General features: G+C 66.6%; 21 protein-coding genes. 17 read left to right on the top strand and 4 right to left on the bottom strand.

Annotation, left to right across the window (positions count from 1 at the left end; genetic code table 11):
• The first annotated feature begins 35 nt into the window (after positions 1-35).
• The 3 genes from ACYJP6_RS11270 (at position 36) to ACYJP6_RS11280 (ending at position 1572) form a co-directional block, all read left to right on the top strand.
• Positions 36-590 (top strand): Smr/MutS family protein, encoded by a 555-nt coding sequence (locus tag ACYJP6_RS11270; RefSeq protein ID WP_459475065.1) that lies wholly within the window; start codon positions 36-38, stop codon positions 588-590.
• Between the two features lie 63 nt (positions 591-653).
• Positions 654-1202, top strand: a complete 549-nt coding sequence (gene folE / locus ACYJP6_RS11275) for a GTP cyclohydrolase I FolE (protein ID WP_459475066.1) — start codon at positions 654-656, stop codon at positions 1200-1202.
• 64 nt (positions 1203-1266) lie between these two features.
• Positions 1267-1572, top strand: a complete 306-nt coding sequence (locus ACYJP6_RS11280) for a putative quinol monooxygenase (RefSeq protein WP_459475067.1) — start codon at positions 1267-1269, stop codon at positions 1570-1572.
• Between the two features lie 606 nt (positions 1573-2178).
• Here ACYJP6_RS11280 and ACYJP6_RS11285 read toward each other — a convergent pair.
• The gene (locus tag ACYJP6_RS11285; protein WP_017640536.1) at positions 2179-2727 is read right to left on the bottom strand and encodes an adenine phosphoribosyltransferase; all 549 of its coding nucleotides are present in this window, start codon (positions 2725-2727) and stop codon (positions 2179-2181) included.
• 207 nt (positions 2728-2934) lie between these two features.
• On the opposite strand from ACYJP6_RS11285, the gene ACYJP6_RS11290 reads away from it, so the two are divergent.
• The 6 genes from ACYJP6_RS11290 to rbsD are packed head-to-tail and all read left to right on the top strand — an operon-like array spanning position 2935 to position 8755.
• A complete protein-coding gene (locus ACYJP6_RS11290) occupies positions 2935-3891 on the top strand; it encodes a substrate-binding domain-containing protein (RefSeq protein ID WP_459475068.1) in 957 nt (318 codons plus the stop codon).
• 15 nt (positions 3892-3906) lie between these two features.
• Positions 3907-5463 carry a sugar ABC transporter ATP-binding protein gene (locus tag ACYJP6_RS11295; RefSeq protein ID WP_459475069.1) on the top strand — a complete coding sequence of 519 codons (1557 nt, stop codon included), beginning with the start codon at positions 3907-3909 and terminating at the stop codon, positions 5461-5463.
• Complete coding sequence (locus ACYJP6_RS11300; protein WP_459475070.1) at positions 5460-6437, top strand: ABC transporter permease; 978 nt, start codon at positions 5460-5462, stop codon at positions 6435-6437. Before ACYJP6_RS11295 ends, ACYJP6_RS11300 begins: the two co-directional genes overlap by 4 nt.
• The gene (locus ACYJP6_RS11305; RefSeq protein WP_459475071.1) at positions 6437-7456 is read left to right on the top strand and encodes a LacI family DNA-binding transcriptional regulator; all 1020 of its coding nucleotides are present in this window, start codon (positions 6437-6439) and stop codon (positions 7454-7456) included. Before ACYJP6_RS11300 ends, ACYJP6_RS11305 begins: the two co-directional genes overlap by 1 nt.
• Entirely contained in the window at positions 7446-8354 is a 909-nt protein-coding gene (gene rbsK, locus ACYJP6_RS11310; protein WP_459475073.1) for a ribokinase, read from the top strand. The genes ACYJP6_RS11305 and rbsK overlap by 11 nt, the downstream gene beginning before the upstream one ends.
• Entirely contained in the window at positions 8351-8755 is a 405-nt protein-coding gene (rbsD, locus tag ACYJP6_RS11315; RefSeq protein ID WP_459475075.1) for a D-ribose pyranase, read from the top strand. Before rbsK ends, rbsD begins: the two co-directional genes overlap by 4 nt.
• Here the strand turns inward: rbsD and ACYJP6_RS11320 are convergent.
• Complete coding sequence (locus ACYJP6_RS11320; protein WP_459475076.1) at positions 8752-11625, bottom strand: sensor domain-containing phosphodiesterase; 2874 nt, start codon at positions 11623-11625, stop codon at positions 8752-8754. The genes rbsD and ACYJP6_RS11320 overlap by 4 nt on opposite strands.
• A 351-nt stretch (positions 11626-11976) precedes the next feature.
• On the opposite strand from ACYJP6_RS11320, the gene ACYJP6_RS11325 reads away from it, so the two are divergent.
• The 3 genes from ACYJP6_RS11325 to ACYJP6_RS11335 all read left to right on the top strand — a co-directional run bounded on the left by ACYJP6_RS11325 (position 11977) and on the right by ACYJP6_RS11335 (position 14375).
• Complete coding sequence (locus ACYJP6_RS11325; RefSeq protein ID WP_459475077.1) at positions 11977-12489, top strand: ferritin-like domain-containing protein; 513 nt, start codon at positions 11977-11979, stop codon at positions 12487-12489.
• A 227-nt stretch (positions 12490-12716) separates the two neighbouring features.
• On the top strand, positions 12717-13616 hold the full coding sequence (locus tag ACYJP6_RS11330; RefSeq protein ID WP_459475078.1) for a manganese catalase family protein: 900 nt from the start codon (positions 12717-12719) through the stop codon (positions 13614-13616).
• 336 nt (positions 13617-13952) lie between these two features.
• Entirely contained in the window at positions 13953-14375 is a 423-nt protein-coding gene (locus ACYJP6_RS11335; protein ID WP_260856009.1) for a hypothetical protein, read from the top strand.
• 43 nt (positions 14376-14418) lie between these two features.
• On the opposite strand, the gene ACYJP6_RS11340 is transcribed toward ACYJP6_RS11335, so the two are convergent.
• Positions 14419-15018, bottom strand: a complete 600-nt coding sequence (locus tag ACYJP6_RS11340) for a glutathione S-transferase family protein (RefSeq protein WP_459475079.1) — start codon at positions 15016-15018, stop codon at positions 14419-14421.
• A gap of 1 nt (position 15019) precedes the next feature.
• Complete coding sequence (locus ACYJP6_RS11345) at positions 15020-16189, bottom strand: aminotransferase-like domain-containing protein (protein ID WP_459475080.1); 1170 nt, start codon at positions 16187-16189, stop codon at positions 15020-15022.
• 80 nt (positions 16190-16269) lie between these two features.
• Between ACYJP6_RS11345 and ACYJP6_RS11350 the strand changes: the two genes are divergently transcribed.
• From ACYJP6_RS11350 to ACYJP6_RS11370, 5 genes are all read left to right on the top strand, one after another.
• Entirely contained in the window at positions 16270-16731 is a 462-nt protein-coding gene (locus ACYJP6_RS11350) for a MarR family winged helix-turn-helix transcriptional regulator (protein ID WP_459475081.1), read from the top strand.
• A gap of 109 nt (positions 16732-16840) precedes the next feature.
• Positions 16841-17446 (top strand): LysE family translocator, encoded by a 606-nt coding sequence (locus ACYJP6_RS11355; RefSeq protein WP_459475083.1) that lies wholly within the window; start codon positions 16841-16843, stop codon positions 17444-17446.
• 8 nt (positions 17447-17454) lie between these two features.
• On the top strand, positions 17455-18642 hold the full coding sequence (locus ACYJP6_RS11360; protein ID WP_459475084.1) for a benzoate/H(+) symporter BenE family transporter: 1188 nt from the start codon (positions 17455-17457) through the stop codon (positions 18640-18642).
• 56 nt (positions 18643-18698) lie between these two features.
• Positions 18699-19700: an NADP-dependent oxidoreductase gene (locus ACYJP6_RS11365; protein ID WP_459475085.1), complete on the top strand. Its 1002-nt coding sequence runs from the start codon at positions 18699-18701 to the stop codon at positions 19698-19700.
• 173 nt (positions 19701-19873) lie between these two features.
• Complete coding sequence (locus ACYJP6_RS11370) at positions 19874-20797, top strand: GGDEF domain-containing protein (protein WP_459475086.1); 924 nt, start codon at positions 19874-19876, stop codon at positions 20795-20797.
• Positions 20798-20804: the final 7 nt, after the last annotated feature.

The following is a 20804-nucleotide window of genomic DNA, read 5'->3' on the forward strand; positions in this document are numbered from 1 at the left end:
CACCGGTAGAATGATGCCCTGTACCGGAGAACGCCATGCACGACGACGATGCCTCTTTCGCTGACTTCACCCGCGGGATCCGTCCGCTCAAGCAGGACCATGCCGACACCGGCAAGCCGCGCGCCAACCCGGGCCAGATCGCCCAGCGTCGCGCCGATGCGACCCGGACCACCGCCAGCATCCGGGTCGATGGCCTGAGTGACGCCTTCGTGATCGACGTCGGCGCCGAGGACGAACTCTACTGGGGCCGCGACGGGCTGCAGGACACCCAGCTGCGGCGCCTCAAGGGTGGCCAGATCCCCTTCGAGGGCAGCCTGGATCTGCATGGCATGACCGTGGAGAAGGCTCGGGAAACTCTCTGGGACTTCCTCGCCGAGGCGACGCGCCTGGAAATCCGCTGCGTCCGCGTGACCCATGGCAAGGCCGCACGGCTGGATGGTCGCCGTCCCCTGATCAAGAGCCACGTCAACACCTGGCTCCGCCAGCATCCGCAGGTGCTGGGCTTCACCTCCTGCCTGCCCCGCCACGGCGGGACCGGCTCGCTTTACGTCTTGCTCAAGCGCACCATGATGGAAGGTCGCGACGAGTGATCCTGTGACTCGGGTGACGTCTCATCCGAGCGCCAACTTCCTCATCGACAAACAGGAACCCAAATGTCTCTCGAACAGCACTACTCCTCGATCCTGACCGGACTCGGCGAAGATATCGGCCGGGAGGGGCTGGTGGACACGCCCAAGCGGGCGGCCAAGGCCATGCAGTATCTCTGCCGCGGCTACGGCCAGACGCTGGAAGAGGTGGTGGGCGACGCCCTCTTCACCTCGGACAACAGCGAGATGGTGCTGGTCAAGAACATCGAGCTGTATTCCCTGTGCGAGCACCACATGCTGCCCTTCATCGGCAAGGCCCATGTCGCCTACATGCCCAAGGGCAAGGTGCTGGGCCTGTCCAAGGTCGCCCGCATCGTCGACATGTTCGCCCGCCGCCTGCAGATCCAGGAAAACATGACCCGCCAGATCGCCGAGGCCATCGAACAGGTCACCGGCGCCGCCGGCGTGGCGGTGGTGATCGAGGCCCAGCACATGTGCATGATGATGCGCGGCGTGGAAAAGCAGAACTCGTCCATGGTCACCTCGGTGATGCTCGGCCAGTTCCGCGCCAACGATGCCACCCGCGCGGAATTCCTCGGCCTGATCAATCGCTGAGTCCGCCGCGACGTCCGCCGCCCTGGAGGGTCGAACATCCGACCCTCCAGGAGACGCCCTCGTCATGCCGGACATCCATAGCCTCACCCTCCTCCGGGCCCAGCCCGAACGCTCCCCAGCGCTGGGCGCTCACCTATTGGACCTGGCGGCCCTGGCCGTGAAGGACGAGGGTTGCCTGGACTACCGGGTGTTCCAGGGCAGCGAAGACGGCGATCTCTGGGTAATCCAGGCCCGCTGGGCCTCGGTCGCCGCCCAGGATGACCATTTCAACCAGCCACATTCCCTCGCCTTCCTCGACGAATTGCCCAAGCTGGCGGACGAGGTGGACCTGTATCCGTTGCAGCCGAGAAGTCCGATAGCGGGGCTGTGATGAGACCTTGGGTAGAAACCAATCGCGGCCATGGGCGCGGTAACCCGTAGGTTGGGCTAAGACGACTCCATCGTCGAAGCCCAACAGCGCCGGCGCCGAAGCAAGACCCGTTGGGCTTCGCTGCGCTCAACCCAACCTACGGTGGCAGTGGCAGAATCGTAGGTTGGGTTGAGACGGCTCCATCGTCGAAGCCCAACAGCGCCAGCGCCGAAACAAGACCCGTTGGGCTTCGCTGCGCTCAACCCAACCTACGGCGCCAATGGCAGGATCGTAGGTTGGGTTGAGACGGCTCTATCGTCGAAGCCCAACAAAAGCGCCGCGGAGGCAACATCCGTTGGGCTTCGCTGCGCTCAACCCAACCTACGACCTGGGTGACCTGTTGCGGCTCTGGCGATCTGCCGGTGCAGCAGGTCCTGCAAAGGCACCACCGTCGTAGGGTGGACAACGGCGCAGCCTTGTCCGCGAACGGGTACCGCGGGAGATGCCGGCAGAACGCGGAGGTCAGGCTCGACGCCGTTATCGCGGCCATGGGCCGCTCCTACAGTCAATCTCTACCCTGTAGGAGCAGCCGCATCGGCGGACCGCCGTGGCCGCGATCGGGGGCTCTCAATACTCCGACAGCGCGAAGCTTGTCAGGGCGAAGGTGGGGATGCCAGCCGCTTCCAGGCGCTTGGAGCCGCCCAGCTCGGGCAGGTCGACGATGGCGGCGGCCTCGTGGACCTCGGCGCCTAGGCGGCGGATCAGGTTGCCGGCGGCGACCAGGGTGCCGCCAGTAGCGATGAGGTCGTCGACCAGCAGCACTGAATCACCGGCGCCGACGCTGTCCTTGTGCACCTCGATCACCGAATCGCCGTATTCGGTGCTGTAGACCTCGGTCAGCAATTCGGCCGGCAGCTTGCCCTGCTTGCGGAACAGCACCAGCGGCTTGCCCAGTTCATAGGCCAGGATCGGGCCGATGAGGAATCCGCGGGCATCCAGCGCCCCGACATGGGTGAAGGACGCCGAACGATAGCGCTCCAGCAACTCCGCCATGACGGCGCGCAGGCCTTCGGGCGACTGGAACAGCGGCGTGATGTCCCGAAAGATCACCCCCGGCTTGGGAAAATCGGGCACGGCGCGGATGAGGGATTTCAGGGCGGATTCGGAAAAGGACATGGCAGAGACTCTCGGGCGCCGGGCGCCTGGTTGAACACGATTGCACAGTATACCGGGGGCTACAGGGCCGGGGCCAACCTGCCGTCCCCTGGCGCTGAATCGATTCATGTAGTGACTTCCGTTGACAGCTACCAACGAAGCGGACATTCTCGCTTTCGCGCAAACGTTTGCGCGACCACAAGAACCATAAGAATTCGGAGATCCCCTATGCTGGCCTTCCGCCCTGCCCGCCTACTGGCGGCTATCGCTCTCACCTCCGCTTCGCTGATCCTGCCGCTCACCGCCAGTCATGCCACGGCCGCCGAAAAGCCCAAGGTCGCGCTGGTCATGAAGTCCCTGGCCAACGAATTCTTCCTGACCATGGAAGACGGCGCCAAGACCTACCAGAAAGAGCATTCCGGCGACTTCGACCTGATCTCCAACGGGATCAAGGACGAGACCGATACCTCCAGTCAGATCCGCATCGTCGAGCAGATGATCGTGTCCAAGGTCGACGCTCTGGTCATCGCCCCGGCGGACTCGAAGGCGCTGGTGCCGGTGCTGAAGAAGGCCAGCGACGCCGGCATCAAGGTGGTCAACATCGACAACCGCCTGGATCCCGAGGTGCTCAAGTCCAAGTCGCTGGACATCCCCTTCGTCGGCCCCGACAACCGCAAGGGCGCGCGCCTGGTGGGCGAGTATTTGGCCAAGCAGCTCAAGCAGGGTGACCAGGTCGGCATCATCGAGGGCGTCTCCACCACCACCAACGCCCAGCAGCGCACCGCAGGCTTCAAGGACGCCATGGAAGCGGCCGGTATGAAGATCGTCGGCGTGCAGTCGGGCAACTGGGAGATCGACAAGGGCAACGCCGTCGCCGCGGCCATGCTCAACGAGTACCCGGACCTCAAGGCCCTGCTGGCCGGCAACGACAGCATGGCGCTGGGTGCCGTCTCCGCCGTGCGTGCGGCCGGCAAGAAAGGCCAGGTGCAGGTAGTCGGCTACGACAACATCAAGGCCATCCACCCGATGCTCAAGGACGGTCGCGTCCTCGCCACCGCCGACCAGTTCGCCGCCAAGCAGGCCGTGTTCGGCATCGAAGCCGCGCTCAAGCTGGTCAAGGGCGAGCCCACCGGTGCCAAGGACGGGGTGATCGAGACGCCGGTCGAACTCGTCACCAAGCCCTGATCCGAGGAGAGCCCCATGTCGTCCGAGGTGATCCTCAGCGCCCGTGGCATCGGCAAGACCTATGCCCAGCCGGTACTCGGCGGCGTGGACCTGGAGTTGCGCGCCGGCCAGGTGCTGGCGCTCACCGGGGAAAACGGCGCCGGCAAGAGCACCCTGTCCAAGATCCTCTGTGGCCTGGTGCAACCCACCACCGGTGAGCTGAGTTTTCTCGGCCGACCCTATGCGCCGGGCAGCCGCCGCGAGGCGGAAGCCCAGGGCGTGCGGATGGTAATGCAGGAGCTCAATCTGCTGCCCACCCTCACCGTGGCGGAAAATCTCTTTCTCGACCGCCTGCCCCGGCGGCTGGGCTGGATCGACCGCCGTCAGCTGCGCGAACAGGCGCGGCTGGCCATGGCCCAGGTCGGCCTGGAGTCCATCGATCCGGATACGCCCATCGCCGAACTGGGCGTCGGTCACCAGCAGATGGTGGAAATCGCCCGTAACCTGATCGGCGATTGCCGGGTGCTGATCCTCGACGAGCCCACCGCCATGCTCACCTCCCGCGAGGTGGAGCTGCTGTTCGAGCAGATCGAACGGCTGCGTGCCCGCGGCGTGGCGCTGGTCTACATCTCCCATCGCCTGGAAGAACTCAAGCGCATCGCCCAGCAACTGGTGGTGCTGCGCGACGGCCGCCTGGTGGCCGATGCGCCCATGGCGCACTACGACATCGAGCAGATCGTCAGCCTCATGGTCGGCCGGGACCTCGGCGAGCACCTGGACATGGGCGAGCGCCGCTTCGGCCCGCCGCTCCTGGAAGTCCGCGGCCTCCATCGCGCCGACAAGGTCCGGGACGTCTCCTTCAGCGTCCGCGCCGGGGAGATCTATGGCATCTCCGGCCTCATCGGTGCCGGCCGTACCGAGCTGCTGCGGCTGATCTTCGGCGCCGACCGCGCCGATTCCGGCGAGGTGCGCCTGGCCGGTAAGCCGGTCGACCTGGGGTCACCCGCCAAGGTGGTACGCCAGGGCATCGCCCTGATCACCGAGGATCGCAAGGGCGAGGGCCTGCTGCTCAGCCAGCCGATCAGCGCCAACCTGGCCCTCGGCAGCATGGCCAAGGTTGCTCAGCAGGGCCTGGTCAGCGGCGCCCGTGAAGCCGCCCTGGCCGAGCGCCAGATCAAGGGCCTGCGCATCCGCTGCAACGACGGTACCCAGACCGTGGGCGAGCTCTCTGGCGGCAACCAGCAGAAGGTGGTGATCGGGCGCTGGCTCGAGCGCGACTGTCAGGTGCTGCTGTTCGACGAACCCACGCGCGGCATCGACGTCGGCGCCAAGTTCGAGATCTATGGCCTGCTGGCCGAACTCACCCGCCAGGGCAAGGCCCTGGTCGTGGTCTCCAGCGATCTGCGCGAGCTGATGCTGATTTGCGATCGCATCGGCGTGATCTCCGCGGGCCGCCTGGAAGCCACCTTCGAACGCCATGACTGGGATCAGGAGCGGCTGCTGGCCGCCGCCTTCGCCGGCTATCGCTCCCGCGAAGCCCTGCTGGAAGAACCTGTCCCGCCGCAACCCCTTTCTCAGGAAGCCATTCGATGAGCAGTCTTCCCGTCACCTCCTCCAAGCGCGCCTTCGGCCTGGGCCTGGGTACCTACGTCGGCCTGGCCGCAGCGCTGCTGGCGATGATCGTGCTGTTCTCCGTGCTGAGCAGTCACTTTCTCTCCTATGCCACCTTCACCACCCTGGCCAACCAGATTCCCGACCTCATGGTGCTGGCCACCGGGATGACCTTCATCCTGATCATCGGCGGCATCGACCTGTCGGTGGGTTCGGTGGTGGCCCTGGCCGCCGCGGTGGTCAGCGTCGCCACCCTGGAGTGGGGCTGGGGCATCCTCCCGGCCGCCGCCCTGGGCATGCTCTGCGCCGCCCTGACCGGCACCCTCACCGGCAGCGTGACCGTGGCCTGGCGCATCCCCTCCTTCATCGTCTCCCTGGGCGTGCTGGAGATGGCCCGTGGTGCCGCCTACCAGTTGACCGATTCGCGCACCGCCTACATCGGCGATGCCTACGCCTGGCTGTCGACGCCCTTCGCCTTCGGCATCTCGCCCTCCTTCGTCATCGCCCTGCTGGTGATCGTGGTCGCCCAGCTGCTGCTGACACGCTCGGTGCTCGGGCGCTATCTGATCGCCATCGGCACCAACGAGGAAGCGGTGCGCCTGGCCGGGATCAACCCCAAGCCCTACAAGGTCATCGTCTTCGCCCTCATGGGCCTGCTGGCGGGCCTTGCCGCGCTGTTCCAGATCTCGCGCCTGGAAGCCGCCGATCCCAACGCCGGCGTCGGCCTGGAACTGCAGGTGATCGCCGCCGTGGTGATCGGCGGCACCAGCCTGATGGGCGGGCGCGGCTCGGTGATCAGCACCTTCTTCGGCGTGCTGATCATCTCGGTGCTGGCCGCGGGGCTGGCGCAGGTCGGTGCCAGCGAGCCGACCAAGCGCATCATCACCGGCGCGGTCATCGTGGTCGCGGTGATCCTCGACACCTACCGTAGCCAGCGCGCCAAGAGACAGGGCTGATGGCGACGATCAAGGATGTCGCCGCCCGCGCCGGCATCTCCTACACCACCGTGTCCCATGTGGTGAACAACAGCCGCCCGGTCAGTCCGGGCGTGCGGGAAAAGGTCGAGGCCGCCATCGCCGAACTGGGCTACGTGCCCAGCGGCGTCGCCCGCTCCCTGCGCAGCCGGGCTACCGGTACCTTCGGCGTGCTGGTGCCCAATGCGGTCAACCCCTATTTCGCCGAACTGGCCCGGGGGATCGAGGATCACTGCGAGCGCCAGGGCTACAGCGTCATCCTCTGCAACTCCGACGACGATGCGGACAAGCAACTGAGATACCTGCGGGTGCTCAAGGAACGCCGGATCGATGGCCTGGTAGTGGCTACCGTGGACGGCGACCCGCGCTTCGCCCGCGCCCTCGCCGGGCTGCGCATTCCCCTGGTACTGGCCGACCGCCCGCTGGACGGCGTCCAGGCCGCGCATATCCGTGTCGACCACCACCAGGGCGGCCTGCTCGCCACCCGCCATCTCCTCGAACTCGGCCATCGCCGGATCGCCTGCATCGGCGGCCCGGCGGACTCACCGGTCGCCAGCGAGCGGATCACCGGCTACCAGGAGGCCCTGGCGGAAGCCGGCCTAGTCCCTGGTGCCATCCAACGCTGCCCCTTCACCGCCGCGGCCGGTCACGCCGCCGCGCGCGAGTTGCTGGCCCAGCCGGAGCACCCGACGGCGATCTTCGCCGGCAACGACACCATCGCCCTGGGCGTGCTGCGCGCCGCCGCCGAGCGAGGGCTCGACGTCCCCGCCCAGCTGTCGGTGGTGGGCTTCGATGACATCGAACTCAGCCGCTATCTCTACCCGGCCCTGACCACCATCGGCCAGTCGATCCGCGACCTCGGCGAACGCGCGGCCCAGTTGCTGCTGGCCCGCCGCGACGCGGTCGGCGGCCCTTCCACCCACGACATCGCCGTACCCCGGCTGGTGCTGCGCGAATCCACCGCGGCGCCTTCTGCTCTGGAGACTTCCCATGCACCCTGACGTCATCGTCATCGGCAGCCTCAACATGGACCTGGTGGTGCGCGCCCCGCGCCTGCCCAGGGGCGGCGAGACCCTCGCCGGCCATACCTTCGCCACCGCGCCTGGCGGCAAGGGCGCCAACCAGGCGGTGGCGGCCGCGCGCCTGGGCGCCCGGGTCGCCATGATCGGCTGCGTCGGCGCCGACCCCTATGGCGAGCTGCTGACCCACGGCCTGCGCCAGGAAGGCATCGATTGCCGGGCGGTCGCGGTGGCCGCCGAGGTGCCCACCGGGATCGCCTCCATCCTGGTGGACGACCAGGGGCAGAACGCCATCGTCATCGTTGCCGGCGGCAACGGCGAGCTGTCCGCCGCACACCTGCAGGCCCAGGAAACCCTGCTCGACCAGGCCAAGCTGGTGATCGCCCAGCTGGAGGTGCCACTGGCCACGGTGGGCGCCGCCCTGGCCCGTGCCCATGCCCTGGGCAAGACGGTGATCCTCAACCCGGCGCCAGCCACCGGGCCCTTGCCGGCCGAGTGGTACACCCACATCGATTATCTGGTGCCCAACGAAAGCGAAGCCAGCCTGCTCACCGGCCTGCCGGTGGAGACCCTGGAGCAGGCCGAGGCGGCCGCGCGCCAATTGGTCGCCGCCGGTGCCCGCCAGGTGCTGCTCACCCTGGGTAGCCAGGGCCTGCTGGAAGTCAGCGCCGGCCATTGCCGCCATCATCCCGCCACGCCCGTCAAGGCGGTGGACACCACCGCCGCGGGCGATACCTTTCTCGGCGGTTTCGCCGCCGGCCTGGCCGAGGGCCTGAGCGTCGCCGATGCCATCGCCCTCGGCCAGCGCGCAGCGGCCATCGCCGTCACCCGCCCCGGCGCCCAGCCGTCCATCCCCACCCGCCAGGAACTCGCCTCGTGAAGAAGACCGCTCTGCTCAATATCGCCCTGTCCCAGGCCGTGGCCAGTCTCGGTCATGGCGATCGGGTGGTCATCGGTGACGCCGGCATGCCGGTGCCGCCAGGCACGCCCCTGGTCGATCTGGCCGTGACCCCGGGCGTTCCCGACTTCGTCAGCGTGCTGCAGGCCCTGCTCAGCGAGATGCAGGTGGGAAGCCACGTGCTTGCGGAGGAATCCCTCGCCGCCCAGCCACCGGCGCTGGCCGAACTGGAGCGCCTGACCGCGGATGGTGCCCTGGGCCCACGGCAGCTGGTCAGCCATGCGGAACTGAAGGCGCTCTGCCAAGGCGCCCGGGTGCAGATCCGCACCGGCGAATGCCAGCCCTACACCAACCTGATCCTGGTCGCGGGCGTCGCCTTCTAGCCCGCGGCGCTGGCCAGCAGGCGACGGGTCGCCAGCAGCTCCAGCGGCCGGGCGAAGTGATAACCCTGGGCGTGCCGCGCGCCCATGTTCTTGAGCAGCTGCAGCGCCTGGGCGTCCTCGACGCCTTCGGCAACCACATCCAGGCCCAGGGATTCGGCCATCCGCACGATGGCCCGGACGATGGCGACGCTGCGGCTGCTCTCGGCCAGGCGCAGCACGAAGGACTTGTCGATCTTGAGCCCGCGGAAGCGGTATTCGTGGACGTAGCCCAGGGACGAGAATCCCGCCCCGAAATCGTCCAGCACCACCGAGACCCCCTGGCGGTCCAGGGCTTCCATGGTGGCCTTGGCGCGCTCCGGCTCGGCGACCAGGGCGCCCTCGGTCAGCTCCAGGCAGATGCGCGAAGGCGCCACGCCATGGGCGGCCAGGATGCTCAGCACCTCGTCGGCGAATTCCGGGCGGACGATGCTGTAGCTGGAGCAATTGACGTGGACCACCGGCCAGTGGGCCTGGGCCGGCTCGGCGAGGATGGCGGCGATCCGCGTCAGCATGTAGGTATCCAGCCGCCCGATCAGGCGCAGGCCCTCCAGCTCGGGCAGGAAGGCGCCAGGCGCCAGCACGCTGCCATCGGGCTGCCGCCAGCGGATCAGCGCCTCCAGTGCGGCTACCCGTCCGGTCGTCACCTCGATGATGGGCTGAAAGAAGGGCTCCAATTCGTTACCGTTCTTCAGCGCCTTGCGTAGCGCGCCCTCGCGCACCACCTGGTCGGACACCACCTGGCGCAACTCCTGGTTGAACACCGCGAAGTTGTCGCGCCCGCCCTGCTTGACCCGGTACATGGCGGTGTCGGCATCGCGCAGCAGATCGTCCGGCTGGCGATGCAGGGCCGGATCGGCCACCACGATGCCGATGCTGCACGAGGCGAACAGGCTGTGGTCGTCGATCACCAGGGGCCGGTCGAAGGCCTCGATGATGCGCTGGGCGATGGCCACCGGCGAATCCAGGCCACCGCCGGGCACCAGGATGGCGAATTCGTCGCCGCCCAGGCGCGCCAGCAGATCGCTTTCGCGCAGGCAGCTGGACAGCCGCTCCCCGGCGGCGACCAGCAGCAGGTCGCCGAAGGGGTGGCCGAACTGGTCGTTGACTCGTTTGAAGCGATCCAGGTCGAGGAACATCACCGCCAGCCCGGCGCCTTCGCGCTCGACCGCCGACCAGAGCGCGCCGAGGCGCTGCTGGAAGAAGCTGCGATTGGGCAACCGGGTCAGCGAATCGTGGTTGTTCTCGTACAGCAGCCGGGCATTGGCGTCGTCCAGCGCCTTGGTCCGCTCCTGCACCCGCACCTCCAGCGCTTGGCGCGAATGCTGGATGGCTTCCGCGGCACTGCGCCGCGACAGGGCGGTGTCGATATGGCGGGATACGAAGGTGAGCAGCTCCTGGTCGCGACGACTGTAGCGGACGTCCTCGCGATAGCTCTGCACCGCCAGCACCCCGCGCACCTGCTTGCCGTCGTAGAGTGGGATGCCCAGCCAGGAGTAGGCCTCCGGGGTGCCCTCCACCGGGGTGATCTCACCCTCCTCAATCAGCCGGTGTGCCTTCTCGCGATCGATGAGGCAGGGACGCCGCTGGCGAATGGTGTATTCCGTATAGCCCCGGCTGTGGCGTCGGGCCACCGGCGCCGTGTGGCGGCGCTCGTCGGCGAAGTAGGGAAAGCTCACCTGGTCCGAGGCATCGTCGTACAGGGCGATATAGAAATTGTGCGCATAGAGCAGTTCGCCGACCACCCGATGTAGCCCGCCGAGCAGTTCGGTCATGTCGGTGCTGACGCTGGACAGCTCGGCGATGCGGAACAGCGCGGCCTGCAGTTGCTCGGCGCGCTCGCGCTCGGCGATCTGCTCGCGCAGGCGGGCGTTGAGCTCGGAGAGCTCCTGGGTGCGCAAGCCTACCGTGGCCTCCAGATCCTCGCGCCGCAGGATGCGGTCCAGGGCCATGGCCACGTCCCGGGCGATGACCTGGAACAGCGCCTGGTCCTCGCTGCCATAGCGGCGCTCGCGATCATAGACCTGCAGGCTGAGTACGCCGAAGGTCCGGTCGGCGCCGTCCTTGAGCGGGATGCCCATCCAGAATTCCGGCACCGTGCCCTGGCAGTAGTAGGGACCCTGCTCCTGCGCCGCCTCGATGACCTCACGGGGCACCAGCAAGGGCTCGCCATGCAGGAGGACATAGGCCGTCATGCTCGGGTGATCGCGCTCCAGCGGCTCGAAGGAGCCCGGCTCGGGCGGGCTCTCGTCGCGCTGGTCGAAGTAATAGGGATAGTGGATCTGCTCGGCACCGGGATCGAGCAGCGCCAGGCAGAGGTTTTCCGCATCGATCAGCGTCACCAGCAGCTCGTGGGTGCGCTGCATGAACGACTGGCGATCCACCGTCGAACTGGCCAGATAGGTGATGTCGTAGAGCACCTGCTGGATCGCCTGGGCACGCTGGAGTTGCAGGCGCTGCAGCAGGAAGCCGAACCTGAGGGCCAGGGCGGCGAAGTCGGTCTGGCTATCGGGCTGGCCGAGCAGCCATCCCAGCGGGGTCGGCCCGCCACCCGTGGGCAGGCAGACGAGCCTTGCATCGGCGCGATAACGCACCAGGTCCTCGTCGTCGAGCAGAGCCGGCCAGGCGCTCGCGGCATTGCCTTGCGCCAGGCGACACCAGTTGCCACGGCGCTGGTACCAGGCCCAGTCCGCTGCCGCCGCCGCCTCGCGCAAGCGCGCGATGACCTCCTCCGCCTCGAGCCCCAGCACATTCGGATCCGGCCAGTCGCCCCCGGGCGAAGGCGGCGACCCGGTCAGGCCCGCGTCTGGCTTCTGCTCCTCAGGCCCCTTCATGCTGACTCCTTCCCCTGCATTCACCGAATCCTGACACAGAAGCGGGGGACACCGCCAAGCAGGGGGTGAACGGTGTCTCCTGGGGGGCGAACGGCAAAGATATGACTAAAGCCCGGAGCTGCTGCGACAAGACTTATACAGCCAAGAGCCCGGTGTCCAACAAATTCCAGCCCCAGACAACCTGCCGCCGCTGGGCTTGTAGAACAAAATCCCGCGGCCTTTCCCATCGATCCGAAAGGCCATCATCGCGCGAATCTCTGGCTCGCTCAGGCCTACTAATAAGCAGACAGAACGCGATCTGACTCGGCCTCCGGTGCCCTTGTCAGCGCTTTACCGAGCAGGAGTTTCGCCATGACAGCTTCCAAGAAAGACAACCTCATCGACTGGCTGCGCGATGCGCACGCCATGGAGGAGCAGGCGGAAAAGATGCTGTCCGCCCAGGCCGCCCGCCTCGAGCACTATCCGCAGCTGCGCCAGCGCATCGAGCAGCACATCAAGGAGACCCAGGAGCAGCGGCAGGTGATCGAAGGTTGCCTGAGCCGCCTCGGTGGCAGCCCCTCTACCCTCAAGGACATCGGCGGCAAGCTGATGGCGCTGGGCCAGGCCATCGGCGGTGCGCCCATGAGCGACGAAGTCATCAAGGGCGCCATCGCCGGCTATGTCTTCGAGAACATCGAAATCGCCACCTACACCGTGATCATCGCCGCCGCCGCCGAGATCGGCGACAGCGAAACGCAGCACGCCTGCGAACGCATCCTCGAACAGGAGAAGGCCATGGCGGCCTGGTTGCTGGACGACCTGCCCGCCACCACCCGCGCCTTCCTGGAACGCTCCGCCGACCCTGACCTGACCGCGAAGCGCTGAAAAGAGCCTGTTCAACGTCGCATGAGCGAAAGCCAAACAAGCGGAAAAGGCCTCCAGGAAGCGTATCGGATTCGCGCTCGAATCCACGGATGGTAACTGAGCATTCCGACGGGGCCGCCCAGGTCGGGCTGACGACCCAGGGCTTTTCAACGCAGCTTGGCCAATGCGCAGCGGACCTTGAACGGGCGCAGACCGTGATACACCCGTGACTAGCCCCTGGAGGTTACATGTTCGTCCATAACAAGCGACTGCAATACACCGTGCGCGTGTCCGAACCCAACCCCGGCCTCGCCAACCTGATGCTGGAACAATTCGGCGGCCCGCAAGGCGAGCTCGCCGCCGCCATGCGCTACTTCACCCAGGCGATAGCCGAGCTGGACCCGGGCCGCAAAGACATGCTGTTCGACATCGCCACCGAGGAACTCAGCCACCTGGAGATCATCGGTTCCCTGATCGCCATGCTGAACAAGGGCGCCAAGGGCGACCTGGCGGAGAAAACCCAGGCCGAAGCGGACATGTACCGCTCCCTCACCGGAGCCGGCAATGACTCCCATGTCACCCAGGTGCTCTATGGCGGTGGCCCGGCGCTGGTCAATTCGGCAGGTGTCCCCTGGACCGCGGCCTACATCGACACCATCGGCGAACCCACCATCGACCTGAGATCCAACATCGCCGCCGAAGCCCGCGCCAAGATCGTCTACGAGCGCCTGATCAACGTCACCGATGACCCTGGCATCCAGGACACCTTGAGCTTCCTGATGACGCGCGAGATCGCCCACCAGAAGTCCTTCGAGAACGCCCTGCATTCCATCCAGCCCAACTTCCCGCAAGGCAAGGTCCCGCCCCGTCCGGAATTCGCCAGCGTCTATTACAACATGTCGCAAGGCGAAGGCGACGCCCGCGGCCCGTGGAACCAGGGTCAGGACTGGGAATACGTCGAGCAACCCGGCCCTGCGGTGGACGGTGGCGATGGCCTGCCGAGCGTCAAGCTGCCATCGGTGCAGGCCAAGGCGGTGGAGCAACTGGCTACCCGGACCATGTCCGACCCCAATGCGGCACCGGTCACCGGCGCCGATCTGGGTGCGGGTCTAGCCAAGCAGCTCGACAAGAATCGCCTGGAAGAGTGATCCTCCCCCACGCCGCCCTCCGGGGCGGCGTTCTTTTATCCGCTGCCGACCTTCCGTCGGCAAGAAGAATTAATTCTCCTTCCCTGAAGAACCTGGCCAATGGCCATCGGTCCTACTGCCGTCATCGTAGTAGGGAAAACCCTGATGGAAGATTATCTGCTGGCCTTCGCCATGGTCGCCCTGACCGCCCTCTTCATAGGTCTCACGACCGTTGGTCTGGTGGAGTTCACCTGATGGCGCTTCGCCGCCTCGGACGCTGAACATTTGCCATAAGGCGCAGTCTGCCGCTGTGCATTGATGCCATCACGTTGTACCGACGTAGTCAGGGACGCCACCATGAAACGCCACGCTTACGCCCTAGCCCTCGCTGCAGCCGTCGCTGGCAGCAGTTCCGCCTTCGCCATGGACCAGGATGCCCTGCAGTTCGAGCAGGCCAGCATGACCGCCTTCAAGAGCTGTGCGAACAAGGCGGTCATCGCCGGTACGCGCATCGGTGACACGGCGCGTTTCTCCGACACCGACAGCTGCGTCAGCCTGGCGCTGTCGCAGATCGAGCCGACCTACCAGAAAGCCCTCACCTCGCTGCAGAACAACGGCACGGCGCGACGCTGCCTGCAGACCTACTACAGCAACTGGTTGACGCTGATGAAGTCGCTGCCGGAGCTGCAGTCCAGACCGCCGTCCTCGGTGCTGCTGACCGCCAACGGTGGGGAGCGCCGCCTCAACCAGTACTGGCAATTCGTGGTCAGCGCCCGCTAGCCCACCTCGGTCCGCCAGGGGAGCCCGGCTCCCCTGCTGTCTCTCAGCCGATGGCGACATGGCCCGGTTGCGCCGCGACCCGCTCGAGCCAGGTGCGGATCGCCGGGAATCCATCGAGATCGAAGCCACCCTCATGGGCCACGTGGGTATAGGCGTAGAGCGCGATGTCGGCGATGGAGTAACTGTCTCCCACCAGGAACGGCGTGCGCTGCAGCTGCTGCTCCATTACCCGGAAAGCCTTGTAGCCACGCACCTGGCAGACTTCGTATTCCGCCTGACGCTCTTCCGGCATCCCTTGGTAGAGCTGGATGAAGCGCGCCACCGCGACATAGGGCTCATGGCTGTATTGCTCGAAGAACTGCCACTGCAGCACCTGGGTGCGCAGGCGAGGTTCGCTCGGCAGGAATGTCGTTCCCTCCGCCAGGAAATTGAGGATGGCGTTCGATTCCCAGAGGCAGGTGCCATCCTCGAGTTCCAGCACCGGGATCTTGCCGTTCGGGTTCTTCTCCAGGAACGCCGGGCTCTGGGTCTCCCCGGCGAGGATGTCGACGTCATGCCAGCGATAGTCCAGGCCGAGCAGGTGTAGCAGCAAGACGACCTTGTAGCAGTTGCCGGAACGACGATCTCCGTAGACCTGATACATCTCAAAGCTCCTCGTGGGCGGGGGTTGCGCTGCGGATCACGTCAGCCAGGCGCGCCAGGCCGGTATCGAGGCGCTCGGGCTGCACGTGACTGAAATTGAGCCGCAGCAAGCCATGGTGGCGGTCGGGTTCGGCGAAGAAGGGTTCGCCCGGCATGAATGCGACATCCTGGGCCAGGGCCGCGTCCAGCAGGGTGCGAGTATCCAGTGGCGTCTTCAGGCGCAGCCAGAAGAACAGGCCGCCCTGGGGCACCTGCCAGTCGGCGAGGTCGGTGAAGTGCCGGGCCAGGGCCTGCGCGAAGCCATCGCGGCGCTCCCGGTAGAAGGCCCGAACCTCCGCCAGGTGGCGGTCATAGCGGGCCGACCCCAGCCACTGCAACACCTGCCATTGGCTGATCCGGCAGGTGTGCAGATCGGCCGCCTGCTTGAGCGCCCGCAACGGCTTGAGCAGCTCTGGCGAGGCGATCAGGTAGCCCACCCGCAGGCCGGGCAGCAGCGTCTTGGACAGGGTGCCGGTGTGGATCCAGGCACTACGTCGCAGCTGGGCGCACAGCGGCAGCGCCGGAGCCCCGTCATAGTTGAGTTCGCGGTAGGGCTCGTCCTCGACCAGGGTCACGCCGAATTCGTCCAGCAGGGCGGCCACGGCGGTGCGATTGGCCGCCGAATAGCGCACGCCGGACGGATTCTGGAAGGTGGGGATCAGATAGGCGAAGGCCGGGCGCTGCCGCTCCAGGCGACCACGCAGCTCGTCCAGGTCCAGGCCTTCCGGCGTCAGCCCGACGCTCAGGCAGTCGGCACCGAAGAACTGGAAGCTCTGCAGGGCGGCCAGGTAGGTAGGCCCTTCCACCAGCACCGGGGTGCCCACGTCGATATACAGCTTGGCGACCAGGTCCAGCGCCTGCTGCGAACCGGCGGTGACCAGTACCTGCTCGGCGGTGCAATCGAGTCCGTAGGCACGGGCCTGGGCGGCGATGGCTTCGCGCAGCGCCGGCTCGCCCTCACTCATGCCGTACTGGCCCAAGGCTGCCGGCATCGCGCGCCAATCGACCTCGGGCAGGCAGCGCTCGGCGGGCAGGCCGCCCGCGAAGGACATTACCTCCGGGCGCTGGGCCGCCGCCAGGATGTCGCGGATCAGGCTGCTCTTGAGTCGGGTCACCCGTTCGGAAAATGCCATCTGCCCTCCTGTGGCCTGTGGCCAGGTAATGAGTCAAACTACTTGACCGACCCTAATCCACCCGTGGAATACAAGTCAATATGCTTGACCTAAATCAGACCGCCCAGCAACGCCTGGTCATGGAGACCTTCTTCTTCGGCTACCAGGCCTTCACCGCCAAGGCCGACGACATGCTGGCCCGGCGCGGGCTGAGCCGGGTACACCAGCGCATCCTGTTCTTCATCGCCCGGGAACCGGGGCTGAGCAACAAGGCCCTGCTGGAGGTGCTCAATGTCACCAAGCAGGCGCTGAACATCCCGCTGCGCCAGCTGCTGGAGATGCAGCTGGTGGCCATGGAGACGGATGCCACGGACAAGCGCAAACGCCGGCTGTCGTTGACCCGCGGCGGACTGGCGCTGGAACAGACCCTGCGGCGGGAACAGATGCGCCTGGTGCAGGCGGCCCTGGGCGCGGTCGGTCCCGAGGCGGCGGCGGGCTGGCTGGCCTTCAACCAGGCCCTCGCCGGACGCCAGGATGGCGATGTCGGCGGGCAGGACAGTTGAAAGGTCACCAACTGGTTCTAGAAACTGTATTGGTCGTTCACGCACCCGGTGTACGGATACCGGCTCCTGGCCGCTGGCTAAGCTGGCACAAAGCCCAGGGAAAGCCCTCATGACCGTCGAACTGCTCACCGCCTTCATGCTCTTCGCCTTCGTTTCCTCCGCCACCCCCGGCCCCAACAACATGATGTTGCTGGCCTCGGGCGTGAACTTCGGCTTCCGGCGCACCCTGCCGCACATGTTCGGCATCAGCCTCGGCCATATGCTGCTGGTCATCTGCACCGGTCTCGGTCTGGGTCAGCTGTTCGTGCTCTACCCGCCCCTGCAGATCGCCCTACGGGTGATCGGCGGCGCCTACCTGCTCTACCTGGCCTGGAAACTCGCCACCGCGGCGGCTCCCACGCCACGGGAGAGCGGCAGTGGCAAGCCCTTCGGCTTCTTTCAGGCCGCGGCCTTCCAGTGGGTGAATCCCAAGGCCTGGGTGATGGCGCTCGGCGCGGTCACCGCCTATATTCCGGCCGAGAACTTCACCGCCAACCTGCTGCTGGTAGCCTTGCTCTTCGCCCTGATCAACCTGCCCAGCGTCAGCCTCTGGACGCTGTTCGGCATGGGCTTGCGGCGTCTGCTGAGCAGTCCGGCGCGGCTGCGGCTGTTCAACTGGAGCATGGCGCTGCTGCTGGTCGTGTCGCTCTACCCCATCCTGTTCGGTCATCACTGAGGTTTCCGATGCACGCTGCCCCACGACGGCTGATGCCGCTGGCCGATAGCTCCCCCGCCGCCGTGGTGGCCGGCTTCGTCGCCATGCTGGTGGGCTATACCAGTTCCCTGGTGCTGATGTTCCAGGCCGGCCAGAACGCCGCCCTGAGCCCTGGCCAGATCTCTTCCTGGATCTGGGCGCTGTCCATCGGCATGGCCGTGACCACCATAGGGCTCTCGCTGAAGTACCGCACGCCCATCGTCATCGCCTGGTCGACCCCGGGCGCCGCCCTGCTGGTCACCAGCCTGCCTTCGGTGCCCTACAGCGATGCCATCGGCGCCTTCGTCATCTGCGCGGCCCTGCTGGCTCTGTGCGGCCTCACCGGCAGCGTCGATCGGCTGTTGCGCCGGGTGCCACCGGCCCTGGCCGCGGCGCTACTGGCCGGGATCCTGTTCCGTATCGGCATCGAGATCTGCACGGCGGCCCAGCACCGGACCGCCCTGGTCCTCGGCATGGCGCTGGCCTACCTGCTGGCCAAGCGACTGCTCCCGCGTTATTGCGTGCTCATCGCCCTGCTCGCGGGCCTGGTGCTGGCGGCCACGCTGGGCCTGCTGGACTTCCAGACCCTGCGCCTGGAGCTGGCCGTACCGGTCTGGACTACGCCGACCTTCTCCCTGGCCGCCACCATCGGCATCGCCATTCCGCTGTTCGTGGTGGCCATGGCGTCGCAGAACATGCCCGGTATCGCCGTACTGCGCACCGATGGCTATGCGGTCCCCGCCTCCCCGCTGATCGCCACGACGGGCATCGCCTCGCTGCTGCTGGCGCCCTTCGGCTCCCACGGCATCAACCTGGCCGCCATTAGCGCGGCGATCTGCACCGGCCCCCAGGCGCACGAGGATGCCAGCAAGCGCTACACCGCGGCAGTCTGGTGCGGGCTCTTCTATGGGATCGCCGGTTTGTTCGGCGCGACCCTGGCGGCGCTCTTCGCCTCCTTGCCCAGCGAGCTGGTGATCTCGGTCGCGGCCCTGGCCCTGCTGGGCTCCATCATGAATGGCCTGCACGGGGCCCTGGCCGAACCCAGCCAGCGGGAGCCGGCGTTGATCACCTTCCTGGTCACCGCCTCGGGGCTCACCCTGGCCGGTATCGGTTCGGCATTCTGGGGGCTGGTCGCCGGGCTTTTGGCCAGTCTGCTACTCACCGCACGCCGCCGTTAGGAAACCTGGCCGCTCCTGACCGGTCGGAACTGGATCCTTCCTGCCAGGAGAACACCATGTCCCGTACCAATCGCCAGTTCCTGCTCGCCAAGCGCCCATCCGGCGAACCCAGCGCCGACACCTTCGAGCGGGTCGAGCAGCCGGTCGGCGAGCCCGGCGCCGGCCAGGTGCTGATCAAGAACCTTTTCCTGTCCCTCGATCCGGCCATGCGCGGCTGGATGAACGAAGGCAAGTCCTACATCAAGCCCATCGCCCTCGGCGAAGTCATCCGCGCCCTGGGCGTGGGCGAGGTGGTGGCGTCCAACCACCCGGACTTCAAGGTGGGCGACACCGTCAACGGCATGCTCGGCATCCAGGACTATTACCTGGGCGAGCCCCAGGGTTTCTACAAGGTGGATCCGCGCAAGGCCAGCCTGCCGCAGTACCTGTCGGTGCTGGGCATGACCGGCCTGACCGCCTACTTCGGCCTGCTGGACGTGGGCGAACCCAAGGCCGGCGAGACCCTGGTGGTTTCCGGCGCCGCCGGGGCGGTCGGCAGCATGGTCGGCCAGATCGGCAAGCTCAAGGCCTGCCACGTGGTCGGTATCGCCGGTGGGGCGGAGAAATGCCGCTACCTGATCGAAGAATTGGGTTTCGACGCGGCCATCGACTACAAGGCCGAGCCGGATCTGGCCGGCGCCCTCGCCCGCGAATGCCCCAATGGCATCGATGTCTACTTCGACAACGTCGGTGGCCCGACCCTGGATGCCGTCCTCGCGCAGATCAATTTCCGCGCCCGGGTGGTGCTCTGTGGCGCCATCAGCCAGTACAACAGCGACAAGGTGCAGGGCCCGCAGAACTACCTGGCGCTGCTCAGCAACCGCGCGCGCATGGAAGGCTTCATCGTGCTGGACCATGTCGCCCACTATGCCGAGGCCCAGCAGCAGCTGGCGATCTGGCTGGCGGACGGCCAGCTCAAATCCCGCGAGCATGTGGTGGAAGGCCTGGACACCTTCCCCAAGACTCTGATGAAGCTCTTCTCCGGCGAGAACTTTGGCAAGCTGGTCCTCAAGGTCTGAGGCAGGCGTCGGAAAATCGTCACTAGCAGGCCAAAACCTGGGTCTGCTCGGCCGTCAGACGTCAAGGGTCTGGCGGCCAGTGGCCATCTTCCGTCTAAGTCTTTGATTTTTATAGCCTAGCGGGCCTGGCACGGTTCTCGCTGTAGCGGGACTATCCGCCAAGGAGAACAGGCATGGTCCCGCCCTCATCCAACACCATCAATCTCGATCGCGCCCGCCAGCTGCGCAATGCCAGCCAGGCTGCCGTCACGCGGGAAAGCGATCCCGAGGTCCTTGGCGCCCTGCGCCAGCGCCTGACCACCGTGTTGCAGTCCTCCCTCGACCTGGAACGGGTGCTGCAGCTCTTCCGCCAGGAAACGGACTCGCTGATCGACCTGTCCGGGCTCGCCTACCGCAATGTGCGCGAAGATGTCGCCATCGGCCTGGGCGAAGCCGAGGGGCACCAGGTGCACTACCACCTGAGCCACGGCGACATCCGCCTGGGCGACCTGACCTTCTACCGTTCAAAGCGCTTTCAGGACAGCGAACTGGCGGCGCTGGAATATCTCCTTGGCAGCCTGATGTTCCCGCTGCGCAACGCCCTGCTCTATCGCGAGGCGCTCAACAACGCGCTGCGCGATGCCCTGACGGGCGTGGGCAATCGCAATGCCTTGGATCGCGCTCTGGTCCGCGAACTGGAACTGGCCCGGCGCACCCAGCAGCCGCTGTCGTTGCTAATGCTGGATCTCGACCACTTCAAGCGGATCAACGACCGCTTCGGCCATAGCGTCGGCGACGACGTGCTGCGGCAGACCGCCAGCACCCTCGGTGCCTGCCTGAGAAGCATGGACATGGTATTCCGCTTTGGCGGCGAGGAATTCTGCGTGCTGCTATCGGCCACCCCCCATGAGGCGGCCCACGTCGTGGCCGAACGCCTGAGAACGGCGGTGGAAGCCCAGGCCAGCGGGGATGGCGCCATCCCCTTGCCGGTCACGCTCAGCATCGGTTTGGCGACCCTGCGCGAGGTCGAGTCCCCGCGCTGCCTGTTGCTGCGCGCGGACCGTGCGCTCTACCAGGCCAAGGCCGGTGGGCGTAATCGCCTCTGCAGCCTGACCTGAAGGTCGC

It is taken from the genome of Pseudomonas sp. No.117 (genome assembly GCF_054558395.1).